At 57.1% G+C, this 15,046-nt stretch carries 13 protein-coding genes; all 13 read right to left on the bottom strand.

The genetic code is table 11. The annotated features are described in order from the left end of the window. Positions 1-82: 82 nt before the first annotated feature. On the bottom strand, positions 83-2,302 hold the full coding sequence (locus ACR0CE_RS13595; RefSeq protein ID WP_480832937.1) for a CHASE2 domain-containing protein: 2,220 nt from the start codon (positions 2,300-2,302) through the stop codon (positions 83-85). 45 nt (positions 2,303-2,347) lie between these two features. Continuing rightward, a complete protein-coding gene (locus ACR0CE_RS13590; protein ID WP_480832935.1) occupies positions 2,348-3,316 on the bottom strand; it encodes a FecR family protein in 969 nt (322 codons plus the stop codon). Positions 3,317-3,713: 397 nt separating this feature from the next. Further along, positions 3,714-5,228: an aldehyde dehydrogenase (NADP(+)) gene (locus ACR0CE_RS13585; protein ID WP_480832934.1), complete on the bottom strand. Its 1,515-nt coding sequence runs from the start codon at positions 5,226-5,228 to the stop codon at positions 3,714-3,716. 71 nt (positions 5,229-5,299) lie between these two features. Continuing rightward, the gene (locus tag ACR0CE_RS13580) at positions 5,300-5,980 is read right to left on the bottom strand and encodes a GntR family transcriptional regulator (RefSeq protein ID WP_480483392.1); all 681 of its coding nucleotides are present in this window, start codon (positions 5,978-5,980) and stop codon (positions 5,300-5,302) included. Positions 5,981-6,206: 226 nt separating this feature from the next. Further along, positions 6,207-7,232, bottom strand: coding sequence for a trans-3-hydroxy-L-proline dehydratase (locus ACR0CE_RS13575; RefSeq protein ID WP_480832932.1), 1,026 nt, complete (start codon positions 7,230-7,232; stop codon positions 6,207-6,209). An 8-nt stretch (positions 7,233-7,240) separates the two neighbouring features. Continuing rightward, positions 7,241-8,341 (bottom strand): cis-3-hydroxy-L-proline dehydratase, encoded by a 1,101-nt coding sequence (locus ACR0CE_RS13570; protein WP_480483388.1) that lies wholly within the window; start codon positions 8,339-8,341, stop codon positions 7,241-7,243. A gap of 15 nt (positions 8,342-8,356) precedes the next feature. Continuing rightward, positions 8,357-9,607 carry an NAD(P)/FAD-dependent oxidoreductase gene (locus tag ACR0CE_RS13565; protein WP_480832930.1) on the bottom strand — a complete coding sequence of 417 codons (1,251 nt, stop codon included), beginning with the start codon at positions 9,605-9,607 and terminating at the stop codon, positions 8,357-8,359. A 66-nt stretch (positions 9,608-9,673) separates the two neighbouring features. Then, positions 9,674-10,606 carry a 4-hydroxyproline epimerase gene (locus ACR0CE_RS13560; protein WP_480588204.1) on the bottom strand — a complete coding sequence of 311 codons (933 nt, stop codon included), beginning with the start codon at positions 10,604-10,606 and terminating at the stop codon, positions 9,674-9,676. Next, positions 10,597-11,556 carry a dihydrodipicolinate synthase family protein gene (locus ACR0CE_RS13555; protein ID WP_480832927.1) on the bottom strand — a complete coding sequence of 320 codons (960 nt, stop codon included), beginning with the start codon at positions 11,554-11,556 and terminating at the stop codon, positions 10,597-10,599. The genes ACR0CE_RS13560 and ACR0CE_RS13555 overlap by 10 nt, the downstream gene beginning before the upstream one ends. A gap of 37 nt (positions 11,557-11,593) precedes the next feature. Continuing rightward, positions 11,594-12,316 carry an amino acid ABC transporter ATP-binding protein gene (locus ACR0CE_RS13550; protein ID WP_480483379.1) on the bottom strand — a complete coding sequence of 241 codons (723 nt, stop codon included), beginning with the start codon at positions 12,314-12,316 and terminating at the stop codon, positions 11,594-11,596. Then, positions 12,313-12,975, bottom strand: coding sequence for an amino acid ABC transporter permease (locus ACR0CE_RS13545; protein WP_480483377.1), 663 nt, complete (start codon positions 12,973-12,975; stop codon positions 12,313-12,315). The genes ACR0CE_RS13550 and ACR0CE_RS13545 overlap by 4 nt, the downstream gene beginning before the upstream one ends. Positions 12,976-12,986: 11 nt before the next feature. Further along, positions 12,987-13,649: an amino acid ABC transporter permease gene (locus tag ACR0CE_RS13540; RefSeq protein ID WP_209507537.1), complete on the bottom strand. Its 663-nt coding sequence runs from the start codon at positions 13,647-13,649 to the stop codon at positions 12,987-12,989. A gap of 72 nt (positions 13,650-13,721) precedes the next feature. Further along, complete coding sequence (locus ACR0CE_RS13535) at positions 13,722-14,522, bottom strand: transporter substrate-binding domain-containing protein (protein ID WP_480483375.1); 801 nt, start codon at positions 14,520-14,522, stop codon at positions 13,722-13,724. Positions 14,523-15,046 lie beyond the last annotated feature (524 nt).

Here is a 15,046-nt window from a genome sequence, read left to right as displayed (position 1 = left end):
TAGTTTTTCTAGCCCGTTCTGCGCCAGTTTGGTCCGGTGTGAGCGTGACCCAAAGAGTGCAAGCGCCGGAAGATGTGACCGGTTATCCAAGACTGTGGCGTGTGAACATGAATTGCCCGGATGGCAGGTTCGACCGGAAGTCAGCGGCCCGACCGGGCAGCGCCTTGTAGAACTGACGCAAGCCGGGCTCGATGTCTTCAGCCAGTTCTTCGCACTGTTGGCACAAGGTCTTGACCAGACTGTTTGGGTGTCGATTTGTGATCGCCAAAATCAGCTCTGCATGTGCAGCCCTGAGATCCTGGAATGCCGCTGTTTTCAACAGGGTCTGATCGCCCACCAAAACAAAGACGGGTTCCGGGTTGGCTTTGCCTTTCAGATCAACATGCCCGGCCTCTAACATGGCCAGATCCCCCTGCGTGATTTCATGGACACCGTTTGAAACGACGATGTCGTAGTCGACCGTTCGACAGCATTGTTCGATCCGCGCTGAGACATTCACGACGTCGCCGATGACCGTATAGTTGAACCGTTTCTGCGATCCGATATTGCCGACGCAGGCCTGCCCGGTGGCAAGCCCCGTTGCCAGCGCGATAGGGGGGCGGTTTCGCATGATGTCGGATGCATTGAACTCTGCCAAAGCGCGCCGCATTTTCAGTGCGGCAAGTGCCGCCCGGCACGGGTGGTCAGCGACAGGAAGAGGCGCGTTCCAGAACGCCATAACGGCGTCGCCGATAAACTTGTCGATGGTTCCCCGTTCAGCCAGTATCTGGTCGCCGATACTGGAAAAAAGCGCATTCAGCAGCGAGACCAGTTCGGTGGCAGATGCGGATTCAGACAGAGGTGTAAAACCCCGGATGTCGGAAAACATCACTGTGATATCCTGCGTCTCGCCTCCCAATTGCAGCTGATGCCCGGTGGCTTCCATCTCATCAAGGATTTCCGGGGCGACGTAATGAGAAAAGACTTTCCGGATTTGGCGCTTTTCCCGTTCGGTGGACAGGAAAAGATACCCTGCCAGCAGCCCGAAATTGGCCATGCCACCGATAAGCGGAAATGTGGCGTCGAACAAAACCGACTGGTTTTGAAAGACCAGCCAACTCAATATCAGAACGGCGGCAGCGGCGACACCGCCTGCAATGAAAGATGCAACCGCACCAAAACTGGACATGACGGCAATCACGACAAGCCCGAGAAAGGCGAAGGCAAGCATTTCCTGCGCTGCGGTCACGTCCGAACGGCTTAGCATTTCGTTGGTCAGGACCTGTTCCAGCACCTGAGCATGAATTGAAACGCCGGGAACGCTCTCTCCAAGCGCTGTCTGATGCATATCGAATAAACCGGCGGCCGACGTTCCGATCAGGATGATCCGCCCCTCAACTTCCGCCCGAACATCCGCATCATCCGAGCTTTTGAGGATATCGCTGGCCGAGATGTACAGTTCGGGCGCATCCCGCCGGTATCTCAGCCAAATCTCGCCGTTTTCTGTCGTTGGTATACGGTATCCCCCGACCTCAACCGCCAACATGATGCCTGTTTCGTCCTGCGCACCTTCGGCTACGATATTGGTTTCACCCAAGGCAACTCTCAGGGCTTCAATTGACAGACCCGGCAACAGCCCGTCCGGCCCGCGCCAAAGAACCGGCACACGGCGCATGATGCCGGTTCCGCCGATGGGCGAGACGTTGACCCCACCAATACCCGCAGCGGTCCGGTCCAAAGGGGGCGCGATTGGCGTCCAATGAGGAACTGAAATTAGACCCGCGGCGGGATTTTCCCCGAACTCAATGATACCTGCTTTTGCAGTGATGGGGTTTCCTTCCGCCGACAATCGTGCGGCAGTCCCAAGAACGACTGGCCAATAGGCGATTTCCATCCCAAGCAAGACATCGTTATCGAGCTTCTGAGCGTGGCGTTCCACTGTGAGGACCCCTGCCAAAGATGGATCGTTCAGAAGACGCGAGGGCGAAAATCGGTCAGGTTCAGCGAACAACATATCAAACGCGATGGCCGCAGCACCGTATTCACCCAGATTTTGAACCATCTGCGCCACCAGTGTTCGGGGCCAGGGCCATTGCCCCCAATTGGCCAGAGAGGCTTCGTCGATATCTACAACCCGGATGGGGAGGTCAGGATTGAACTCTCGCGGAGACGACCTTTGCAGAACGTCGAAATAGATCAGACGGGTCATTCGCACAGGATAAGGATCCATGACCCGGATGAAACAACCCACCAGGATCAGACACAATCCGACAAGGCGGAACGCCCATTTCCCTGTCCTGGTTTTGCGCTTTTCGTCGCTCATGTCGTTCCCCGGACAAGTGAGTCCATTTCCGCTTTTTCGACATCGCTACCGGAACAGCTCACTATTTGATTCTTGCTGCTCTGGATCTTCCTGACCTGGTTCCTCTCGATCAGGTTCTTCGGGTTCCGGTTCAGGCTCTTCCGGATCAGGCTCTTCCGGTTCCGGTTCCGGTTCTTCTGGCTCCGGTTCCGGTTCTGGTTCTGGTTCTTCCAGCTCCGGTTCTGGTTCTACTTCTGGCTCTGGGTTTGACGGAGGTGCTGGCGGCGCTGCGACGCTGACTGGGCGCGGCTGGGGCGCAGTTCTGCGAAAATCGGCCCTGTCGACTTTGGCCTGCTGCACGGGCGCGCCTTCGCCAGAACATCCCTCAACCCGTACCTGCAAAGGAGGCAGAAGGCCTTCCTGCGACTGAATAAATGGGAATCCCTCTTTCAGTGCTTGATCGTACTGTGCCTGATCAGCGGGCCGCCCGACTGTTCCGCCTCCACCGGTGGCATACATGCTGCACACGCGGCCTGTGGACCTGCAAGACCCTTGTGCACTGCACATTTGAACAGTTCCGTGCAGGACAAGCATTGCGCTTTGGGTTTGTGATACGACCCACATATCGAAGGTTGTGCCACGAACTGCCATTGTCGCTGTCGGGGTCTTGATCGAATAGGCTCTTTTTCTGCTTTTGCCTGAAATGAATCGAAAGCTGCCGCCCAAGGCCTGCACGGCAAAGCTTTTGGCCTTTCGGTTGCCGCGCAGCATGGTCACGTCCAAAACCATATGCGCATTGGGGCCAACGGCAATTTTGGTTTCATCCACAAAAACGATCTGCACCAAACCGCTGTGGTCTGTAGAAATCGTATCGCCCGACACCACATCCATTCCTGAAATGACAGGTTGCGCGTTTCCGGCGCGAATGATCTGAGCGCCTTGTTTGGCGCTGATGACAGTTCCGATGTTGGCAAGGGCCTGCGCCGGCATGAGCGCGACAACAAATACAACCAACACAATCTTTAACCAAGTCAAACCAGAGCCCCTTCCCCCAACGGGTCTAAGTAAGCGCGAAGCGCGCCAAGCTCGATTTTTGCCCCCAGAAATGTGTTATTCTTATTCAAATACTCTAAAATGCTAGCAATATTTATGCATTATGGTGTGTATTTGTAGCAAGTTGTTTTTTGGCCCACGATTTCTAGTTTGAGCACATACGGGTATGCAGGCGGTTGTCTCCGCCATGGTCAGAACGTGTGAACAACAGGCTTACACCTATGGAACTGAGAGCCGTAAGTCGAGCAAACTGATAGGCGCTTAGCAAGGTAACTGAACAGGCCGAAGCACAGCCTTCGGTAAATTCGAGCATAGGACACGTGGCTCATCGCTATCCTTGCGATGAGCCTTGACGCTCTTGCAGCGTGTTGTTGAAGGATCAGAGGAATTGTTCGGGCAACAATGCGTCCGGCATGTTCTGGTAACACACGGGTCTCAAGAACCGCCGGATCGACAATGTGCCGACAGAAGTAGCACCGAAATTGGTCGAAGCGGGGTAGGGGCCGCCATGCACCATGCTGTCGCAGACCTCGACGCCCGTGGGAAAGCCATTGGCCAGTACACGCCCGGCCTTGCGCTCGAGGATCGGCATCAGGGAACGCGCGGTGTCCATGTCCGCATCATCCATATGCAGGGTGCAGGTCAGCTGACCTTGCAGACTGTGTGCGACGGCCCGCATTTCGTCAGGCGTTTCGGCGGTCACTATTACGCCCAGCGGGCCAAAAACCTCTTCACCAAGGGTTTGGTTTTCCAGCCAGTTCGCAGCATTGGTACGATACAGGTACGGGGACGCGGTGCGTTGGTCACACATCGAGGTCAGAACCTCCTGCACACCTGTTGTATTGGCGATCCTTGCCTGACCAGTTCGGTAAGCGTCGGCGATGCCGTCGGTCAGCATGGTCTGCGCGGGTGTTTCTGACAAGGCGGTTCGCGTGGTTTCGGCGAAGCGGTCCGCTGCTGCACCCGCCAGCAAAACGGCGACCCCGGGGTTGGTACAGAACTGACCTGCGCCCATGGTCAGCGACCCTGCCCAGTTCTGAGCAATGTTGTCGCCCCGGTTCGTCAGAGCAGCATCGAGAATGAACATCGGGTTGACCGAGCCAAGTTCACCGAAAAACGGGATTGGTTCAGGACGTGCGGCACATAGATCGAACAGTGCCCGACCACCAGCCAATGAGCCAGTGAACCCGACAGCCCTGATCAGCGGGTGCTGTACCAAAGCGGAACCCACGGTCCGGTCACCCCCCTGAATAAGACTGAAGACACCGGGATTAATTTTGCAGCGTTCGATGGCAGCATGTATAGCCTCGGCTATGATCTCACCGGTACCCGGGTGGGCGCTGTGCCCTTTTACGACAACGGGACACCCAGCAGCCAAGGCGGCCGCGGTGTCGCCGCCTGCGGTTGAAAAGGCCAAAGGGAAATTCGAAGCACCGAATACGGCGACAGGGCCAATTGGGCGCTGGATCATTTTCAGATCCGGGCGCGGCAGCGGCGAGCGGTCTGGCAACGGGCCGTCGTGACGCCGATCCAGATACTCACCACTCAGAATATGTGTGGCAAACAAGCGAAGTTGGCCCGATGTGCGACCCCGCTCTCCTTGCAGACGGGCCTCGGGCAGGCCGGTTTCCTGCGTTCCGATTGCAGTAATCGCCTCGGCGCGGGCTTCGATCTCATCTGCGATGGCATTCAGAAATGCCGCGCGGTCTTCCCGGGTCGACAAACCATAGCTCCAGAACGCTTCTTCGGCAGCTTCCGCAGCCGCGTCAACATCCTGAAGGCGCCCCACCGAAAAACTGTGTGACGGTCCAAAAGCGGGCTGTGACTGAAAAAACGTGTCACCTGAAAGCCAATTTCCAGCGATGAGGTGCTTACCATGGGGGGAGCAGGTCATGAAGGTTCCATATTTACGATTCTGAAGCTATGGATAATGTATCCAATTAAGAGAGACAATCAAGCGCCCTGTTAGGTCTCCTCCATGGCGCGTTTTGCTACGATCATCTCCAGCAGCTGTTCCTTTGTTCGCCGGATGTGCCGCATCAGCATGTTACAGGCTTCGTCAACGTTCCCTGCTTGCGCCAGTTTCAACAGCTCTCGATGCTCTTTTTTCGCGGGTTCCCGCTGCTTCATCACGCTCAAATGCATTCGGACATAGCGGTCTGATTGCAGATTGACGCGGTCCAGCAATTCATTCGTCAGTTTCCTCTGCGACGCCGCGTAAAGGGCGGAGTGATATTGGTAATTCAGGATCCCCCACTTGCTGACGTCATTCTCGTCATAAGACGCTTCCATCTGCGTCAATATCTCGTTGCATCGTGCAAAGTCGGCAGATGTCATCTGCGGAATGGCTCTGCGGAAAAGATCGACTTCAATAAGCATTCGAAGGTCGAATATTTCTCCAATTTCATTCAGGGAGTGTTTGGTAACGGATCCGCCCCGATTATTGGCCCATTGAATCAGGCCTTCAGCGTTCAGACGCTTTAGGGCTTCGCGGATGGGCATCCGAGATACGTCGTATTCTTCGGCCAGAGCTTCCTGACGAATAGCTTCACCTTCGGCAAGTTCACCGTTCAGAATACGTTCACGAAGATCGTTCGCGATGACATCTGGTAGGCTTTGCTTGGTTATAGCGCGCTTTCCTGCCATATCTTTCCTGCCACTTGTTTGGGTACAGCTACCGGTTACCGGCGTTATTCCAAGCTGAGCCGCGACTCGGCCACCCAGAAAGCTGATTAAGGACACTCCGCTTGATAATGCATCCAATATCCATGGTGATTCAACCCTGCTGAGACAGCGAGGTAAGACCAAGAGCGAATGGAACCTTCTGTAACTGCCTTTCCCTGAGAGCGGGCGCGGCCAATGCACTGTTTAGTCAGACACCCCAGGTGTCCGACAAGCGATACCCGCCAGGCCAGGGGTCATCCGGGTCAAGCATGTGTTGGTGAATTCCGGTGATCCAGCCGCGCCCACTGATTTCGGGGACAATCGCGGTACGGCCGGCCACTTCGGTGGTATCGACAATCCGACCGGTGAACCGTGATCCGATGATCGAGACCGCCTCGAACGTCTGACCCGGCGACATCAATCCTTTTGCCGCCATCAGCGCCATGCGCGCGGAAACCGCTGTACCTGTAGGCGACCGATCAACCTTGCCGGGTTGGATCGCCACGGCAGATTTTCCGGTCAATCCGGTTTCGGTCTCGCTGATCGGGCCGCAGAAAGCACAGAATGAGATATGGTCCCAATCCGGGTTTTCAGGATGCGAAAACCCAAGCTGTTCATTGGCTGCATTGGTGATCTTCACCCCCAATCGGGCAATGTCACGGGCCTCATGTTCGACAATCTCGAATCCCAACGCCTGTGCATCGACCACGACAAAACTGTCACCCCCATAGGCGGTATCAACCATGATCGTATCCAATCCGGGTACCTCAAGTGGGACGGACAGTTTGTCGGCAAAGCTGGGCAGGTTCTGCACGAAAATGCGTTGCGCTTTGCCACCGCTGCATTCCGCCCGCACATGAACCAGCCCGCCCGGGGCCTCAAGCACCATATGAGTTTCTGGTTCTTGCATCGGAATGACCCCGCCATCCAGCAATACGGTTGAAACACAGATCGAGTTCGAACCCGACATCGGCGGTGTGTCTTCGGGTTCCATAATGATAAAGGCCGCGTCGGCCTTGGGGTGTTTCGGGGGCACCAGAAGATTGACATGACGGAAAACACCGCCCCGAGGTTCGTTCAGAACGAAGTTGCGCAGCGTCTGGTCGCCCGCGACAAAGCTGCGCTGTTCCCACAAGGTGTCGCCTGGTGGCGGGGCAACGCCCCCAACGATAACATCCCCGACTTCACCTTCTGCGTGGGCTGAAATGACATGAACGGTTTTGCTGCTCCGCATCGGATCTCTCAATATTGTGCGACAGGCTCGCCCAGAGCGTCGAAAATCGGTGTAACACCCAGACCCGGACGGGCGGGTGCGGTCATCCGGCCGTTGACACGCTTTGGCGCACCCTCGGCAATGTCCACGGTGCCGTAAGAGTTGAAATCCGTGGCAGAGAATGTGAACTCGGACGGCGTTGAACGGGCCAGATGTGCAATGGCTGCGGTGGTGATGTCACCACCCCAGGTGTCTTCGATCGTCATGGGGATGCCGTGCGCCACGCACAGGTCCCGCATAAGATGGGCTTTGGTCAACCCTCCGACTTTCGAGATCTTCAGGTTGATCACATCCATCGCGTCTTCGGCAATGCCGCGGACCAGCGTGTTGGGAGTGTCGATCACCTCGTCCATCACGAAAGGCAACGCGGTGCGGCGGCGGATCGACACGCATTCCTCATAGGTCAGGCAAGGCTGTTCCACATAGACATCCAGACCCGAAATCGCGCCCACCACGCGTGCGGCCTCGTGCCGGGTCCAGCCGGTATTGGCGTCTGCTACAAGCAGGTCCGTCTTTTTCAGAACGGCGCGGGTGGCGTGGATACGGTCGATGTCGTCATTGGCCTCGCCACCCACCTTGAGCTGAAACTTGGTGTAGCCTTCGGCAGCATAGCCTTCGATCTTTTTGGCCATGATCTCGGGAGCTTCCTGACTGATCGCGCGATAAAGCACCACATCATCCTGCGCAGCGCCCCCCAGCAATGTGTAAAGCGGCTGGTCCGTGGCCTTGCCCAGCAGATCCCAGCAGGCAATATCCACCGGAGCCTTAGCATAGGGATGACCCCGCAAGGCCGCATCCATCGTACGGTTGATCTGACCGATATTCAGTGGGTCCTGCCCGATCAAATGCGGGGCCAGCTCTGCCAGCCCGGCCCGGACGCCGAGCGCAAAAGACGGCAGATAGGCCGAGCCAAGCGGGCAGCATTCGGCATAGCCCTTCAACCCTTCATCTGTGATGATTTCCAGAACGGTGCTGTCAAACACTTCGACAAAATTGCCGTTGGACCAGCTATAGCGGCCTTCTTTCAGCGGCAGATCCACCTGATATACGTTCAGCCCGGTGATTTTCATAAGGTGTTCTCCAGATTAGAAGCGTGTGGATGAGAAAGGTGACATATCGAGCACCGGCTTGGCGTCAGTGACCAGATCGGCCACCAGTTCGGCCGTGCCTGCGGATTGGGTCAGCCCCAGATGACCATGGCCAAAGGCATAAAGTACGTGTGGTGCGCGCGAAGATCGGTCAATCACTGGCAGGCTGTCAGGCAGTGATGGGCGAAAGCCCATCCATTGCGTGCCGCCTTCCAGGTTCAGGTCTGGCATGAAGCGCCCGGCCTTGGCCAGCAACGTGTCAGCGCGCCGGTAATTCGGGGCCAGCTTCAATCCACCCAGTTCGACTGCACCGCCGATGCGCACGCCGCCGTTGATCCGGGTTACCACAAACCCATGCCCCCCAAAGGTCAGATGAGTGCGCAGGTCAAAAGCGCCTTCGGGCAGGGTCGTGTTATAACCCCGCTCGGTCTCAAGCGGGATATGATCCCCCAGGGTCTTGGCCAGCTGGTGTGACCAGGCTCCGGCGGCAACAATCACCTGACCTGCCGAAATGTCGCCGTTGTCCGTGTCAAGGCGCACGCCGTCATCGGTTGGTTTCAGTGCCGTGATCCCTGCGATCTTTACCTGCCCACCGCGCGCGATGAACTGTGCCGCCAGATGCTCGGTCCAGCGGGCAGGGTCGACGGTATTCATCCATGTCGAGGTAAAACCCGCATGGGTAAATCGCCGGTTCAGCCCGGGCTGAATTTCGGCAATAGCATCCGGGCTGTCCAGAAGATCAAACGGGATGCCATGGTCCTTGCGCAGGTTCCAGGTGGGCAGGCTGGCACGGAATTCGCCCTCACTCTCGAACAACTGCAACTGGCCTTCGCGCTGCATCAGCGCCTCGCCGTCTACATGCTCGATCTGACGCTCCAGCGCCGCACGGCTGTGGTTCATCAGCGCGGCTTGTGCGGATAGTGAGGCTGCATAACGATCGCGCCAACTGGCCCGCCAGAACTGGAGCATCCACGGTGCAATACTCAGCGCATAAGCGGGCGGGATCGACAAAGGCCCCAACGGATCAAGCAGCCATTTTGGCGCTTTGCGCATGATCCCAGGCGTTGCAAGCGGCACGATATCTGTAAAGGCAAAGGCCCCGGCATTGCCCTTTGACGCCTCGGCTGCAACGCCTTCACGGTCCAGCACAAGCACCTGCCTTCCCCGCTTTTGCAACTCTAGCGCAGCGCTGATGCCAATGATGCCAGCACCGATCACAACTATGTCCGTCTTGGTGTCATGCTGCATGGTTACAGGTTCTCAAATAGTGGTACGGGGTCGGGGACCGGACAGCGTCTGTCCCCGGCCTTGACTTCAAAGCGCGATGCCATCACGGAACGGATCATTCGGCGCGAAAACCAACCTGCCTTCCGACATGATATGCGCCTGCCCGGTCAGGGTGGGAATGACACCCCCGTTCGGGCCGGGTTGGTAGCTCAGCACGTAGGGGCTGCCGATCACGCTTTCCTGCACAATCTCTTCCCCTGCTTCCAGCACCCCGTTTGCCGCCAGACAGGCGAGGCGCGCCGAACTGCCGGTACCGCAGGGCGACCGGTCATATTGATTGTCCGGGCACAGTACAAAGTTGCGGCTGTGAACATCCTTGTTGGGGGATTGATCCTGAAGGATCACATGGTCGACCAGTTCTCCGTTTTCGCCATGCACGCCCTGTGCGATGCAGGCTTCGCGTATGGTGATGGTCAGATCGGTCATCGCCCGAATGTTTCCCGGGTTCACCGGGATTGGGCTGGGATCAACAATGAAGAACCAATTTCCGCCAAAGGCAAGATCGCCGGTTATCGACCCATAGCCGCCAACCTCAATCTGCACTGCTGCCCGCACGCGACGGCTCTCGACATTTGTGACGCGTACGGTATTGGCGTCCAGTAAATCCACCGAGACGACACCGACCGGAGTTTCAACCCGATGCGTGCCCGGCCGGATTCTGCCCATATGTGCCAGAGTGACGCCCAGACCGATGGTGCCATGCCCGCACATGCCAAGAACTGCATCCGCATCAAAATAGATCACGCCGGTCTCACACCCTGGATCTTCGGGCGCGACCAGAAGCGCCCCCACCATTCCGGGCTGCCCACGCGGCTCCAGCAAGATGGATTTGTAGAACGCCTCATGCTCGGTGGCCAAGCGTCGTGCACGCTCTGCCAGCGGGCCGGACCCCAGATCGGGGCCGCCGTCGAGGATCACCCGCGTAGGCATTCCCCCTGTGTGACTGTCAATCACATGCATTCAGCAATGACCCCGCCTTGGCCGGACCAATCAGTAAACCAAGTGCGGAACAGGTCGTATTGCTGTTCGCAATAGTTGCGCTGGGCATCTGTCAACTCGTCGGTTTCGTTGAAGTGCAAACGGTATTCCTCTTCGCCGTTCAGGACCAGCAGGTGTTTGTAATACAGCACCAGATCGGTGCCCTCGTCAAAGCTGGCCAGCACACCAAAGGCCTCTTCCAGTTCCCGCGCGCGCAGGCGCGCTTCGGCATGACCGGCCGCCGCTTTCTGGCACAGGGCAGCCAGCAGCAGTGCTTCTTTCGGCAGGGCAGTGCCAATCCCTGTGATCGAACCGGTGGCGCCGCAATTGACGAAGCCATGGTAGACCTCGGTGTCCACACCAACCATCAGTGTAACCTGATCATCCTTCGAGGTAATGTGTTCCGCCGCATAGCGCAGATCGCTTTTGCCACCGAATTCCTTGAACCCAACCAGGTTGGGATGATCTGCGCGCAATTCCAGGAACAGATCGGCGCGCGTCGCGAAGCCGTAAACCGGGCTGTTATAGATGATTGCCGGAATATCAGGTGCGGCCGACAGGATCGCTTTGAAATGATTACGCTGCGCCGCGATGGACGATCCACGCGACAATACACGCGGGATCACCATAAGCCCTGCCGCTCCAACCTTTTGCGCATGCGCGGCAAGCGCCACGGCGGATTTCGAATTTATCGCACCTGTGCCGACGACAACGGGCAGTCCGGCCGCGATCAGACGTTCGACACCTTCCATCCGTTCGGCATCCGACAAGAGAGGCCAGTCGCCCATCGAGCCGCAATAGACCACGGCAGACATACCCGCTGCGATCATTTCCTTGCCCTTTTTCACCAGCGCGTCAAAATCCGGTGTCCGGTCCGGTTTGCAGGGGGTCATCAGGGCTGGCATGGTGCCGGTGAAGATATTCTGGGACATGAAGGTAACCTTCCTAATTGTTTTGGGGCGGGGGCTTTTATCGCACATTCGCCAGGAATTTGCGGGTGTGTTCAGATTGGGCTTCGTTAAAAATCTGGGCGGGCGGGCCGATCTCTTCCATCACGCCCTGATGAAAAAAAGCAACCCGGTCTGATACATCACGAGCGAAACCCATCTCATGCGTGACGCAAATCATCGTCATCCCTTCTTCGGCCAAAAGCCGCATCGTGTCGAGAACTTCGCCCACCAGTTCAGGATCCAGCGCCGAGGTTGCTTCGTCAAACAGCATGTATTCCGGCTCCATCGCCAGCGCGCGGGCAATGGCAAGACGCTGCTGCTGACCACCCGATAAGGCCGAGGGGAAGACGTTCAGCTTTTCGCCCAACCCTACATGGGTCAACTGCTTTGCGGCAATGTCACGCGCCTCGTCTCTCGACTTGCCTTTGACAATCTTCGGGGCCAACGCAACGTTTTCCAGTGCTGTCAGATGCGGAAAGCTGTTCCATTGCTGGAACACCATCCCCAGCTTTGTGCGCAGCTTGTTGATGTCGGTGCCTTTTGCATGAACATCAATGCCATCAACCCTGACCGATCCCTGCTGGATCGGTTCCAGCGCGTTGATGCAATAGAGAAGGGTCGATTTGCCGGAGCCTGACGCACCGATCACCGACAGAACTTCTCCTTTCTGCACATCCAGATCGATACCTTTCAGCACATGCAGCGATCCGAAATATTTGTGCAGGTCGCGAATTTCGATCATTGGGCCCACCTTTTTTCTAGCGACGCGGAATACCGCGAAATCGGATAGCTGAGCGCGAAATAGAACGCGCCAGCGATTGTCAGGATCAGGAATGGTTCCTGCGTGCGGGTGATCAGGATCTGGCTGGCTTTCAGCAGTTCAACATAGCCCAGAACCGAGACCAGCGCGCTGTCTTTCATCACACCCAGCGCGACCCCGACCCATGCAGGGAACACCGCGCGCCCTCCGATCGGGAAGACGACATATCGCAGATCCTGCCAATAGGTCATGCCCAGGCTGCGCGCGGCGCGGCGCATCGGATCACCAACGGCTTCAATCCCGCCGCGCGCCACATTCGCAACCAGTGCTGCCGTGTAGATGGACAGGATCACCACGCCCGAGGCAAACGGGTCCAGATTGAGCCCGACAATAGGTGCAAAGTTGTAAAACAGCACCAGCTGGATGATCAGAGGGACCGACCGGAAAATATCCAGAACCGGAGCCAACGTCAGGGTCGCTGCCAGTTTGCCCTCGTACAGAAGCCAACCGCACACCACGCCAAAAACCGTTCCAATGGAAATCGAAAGCACTGAAATCCAGAGCGTTCGCAGCGCGGCTTCGCCCAGAAACCACAGATCGTTGATGTTGAAGCCGCTGAAAAAGCTGACAGTGGGTTGCATCTGTGCCTCCTTCAGTAGCGGAAAAGCCGGGACGCCAGCAGGCGCGAGGCAAGCAGGATGATTTTGACGATCACGTAATAAATGACCGCGGTGACGGCGAAATATTCAAAGATTCGGAAAGTGCGCGAGGCAAAGAACTGGGTCTCGCCCGACAATTCCCGGAAGCCGACCAGCATACCCAGTGACGACATTAGAACAGCCCAGACCATCTGGTTCGTGATCGGATGATAGACAATGCGAAACACCTGCGGAATCACGACGCGTGTGTAAGCCTGCCACGCGGTCATGCCCAGCGATCGGGACGCGCGTAGCTGTGTCTCGGGGACGGCCTGAAAGCCGCCACGGAAGTTTTCAGCCAGATAACCGGCGCAATTGAATGTCAGCCCGGCCAGCACGATGAAGTACGGCGATAGATGCAGGCCAAAGGCACCAAGCCCGAAGCCGAAAAAGAACAGCTGGAACAGCGCCGGAGTATTGCGCGCCAGTTCGACCCAGGCTGAGGCGAACCAGTAAAGCGGACCTTTCAGGTGCAGCCGCGTCAGCGCCAGACAAAGTCCGATGATAATGCCAAGGACCATTGCCAGCACGGCAACCTGTATCGTCAGCAGCGATGCCTCAAGCAGGTCCGGCAGGCTTTTCATCACCGGCCGCCAATGGAAGTTATAGTCGAACACGGGTGTTCCTCACGCAATCTACCGGTCCTTTCGCCCGGCCATAGCCGGACGAAAGCATGGAGTAGGAAAGGGTCAGTACATTACGCCGGGAATGCGCAGCTCAGGCGCTTCGCCGCCGACATATTTACCCCAATGCTCCTGATAGCGGCCCGATCGCACCTGGTGGGTCACGAACAGGTTCAGGAAGTTCAGCCAGGTGACATCTTCGCGCTTGCCTACAACCGAAGTGTAGTCGGTGGTCCATGGCATGCGAGGGCCGGCAACAACAGTGTCATATTGCTGGGTAATCGGCAGCACGGCAGTGTTTGTGGTAATGCCGATATCGGCCTTGCCCTGAGCCACCGCCAGGAAAACCTCATTCTCGGACTGGTAGCCCTGGTAATTGCCTTCTTCGCCCCATTCGGCGGCGATCTTCAGCCATTCCTGCTCGGGCACGGTGCCGATCGCGGCGGCCACGCGCTTGCCACGGATATCCTCGAAGGTCTCAATGCCGCTTTCGGCATTCACGACACCCTGCGCATAATAGATGGCGTAAGGAATGGTAAAGCCCACCGTCCGCGCCCGTTCAAGGCTGTCCGAGGTTGCTCCGAACACAACGTCTGCGCGTCCGGTGACGATCACTGGCAGGCGTTCGGCCCAGGTCAACGGCAGGATTTCGGCCTCAACTTCAAGTGCGGCGGCCAGATCATTGCAGTATTCGACGTCAAAGCCTGCCGGTTCGTTATTCGCGTCGCGATACCCAATTGGCGGAAAATCCAACACAACTCCGCAGCGCAATGTCCCGCGATCTACGACATCGTCCAGCGTGTCCGCCATCGCAGGAGCTGTGGTGATAGTGGTGAGGGCCGCCAGTGCGGCGAGTTTCTTGAGCATGTGATCCTCCCTGAATCAATCGATACGTGCAGCTATAGAGGATATTGTATCCAACATCCAGTATTTTGTTGAGCAGGAAAAGCCAGCTTTCAAAAGGTGTCGTGGCTCTTGGATGTGATTGAAATGACTGACTTGGCCCGCGTGGAAGGCCCTCGTTCGTTGGCGGCCAAATGGATTTGACACCATGTGCTACTGGAGTTGGAGGTTTTTGGCTGAACGTGGCCCGTCGTCAAACGTGAAGGTGCATTGTGCTCAGAGGCTGGGGAGATTTCAGCTTGAGACGGAATACGTTTTGTGATGGGAGTGTGCGGTCGCCCAGGCAACTCCAGCCTGTGTCTTTCAAAGAAAAGCGGCAATGCTGACCCGCGCAGCCAAATGCGCGTTCGGTCAGACTTTGACGGCTTGTAGTTCTTCGAGCAGGTCGAGGAGTTGGTTGAGTTTTTCTCGTCCCATTTGTTTTTCGATGCTTTGGTAGATCTGCAGAGAGGTTCCGAGGTTTTCGGCGAGGATGTTTCGTCCTTCGT

This window comes from Ruegeria sp. L11 (assembly GCF_056531755.1).
This window is presented reverse-complemented; position numbering and strand designations above follow the sequence as displayed.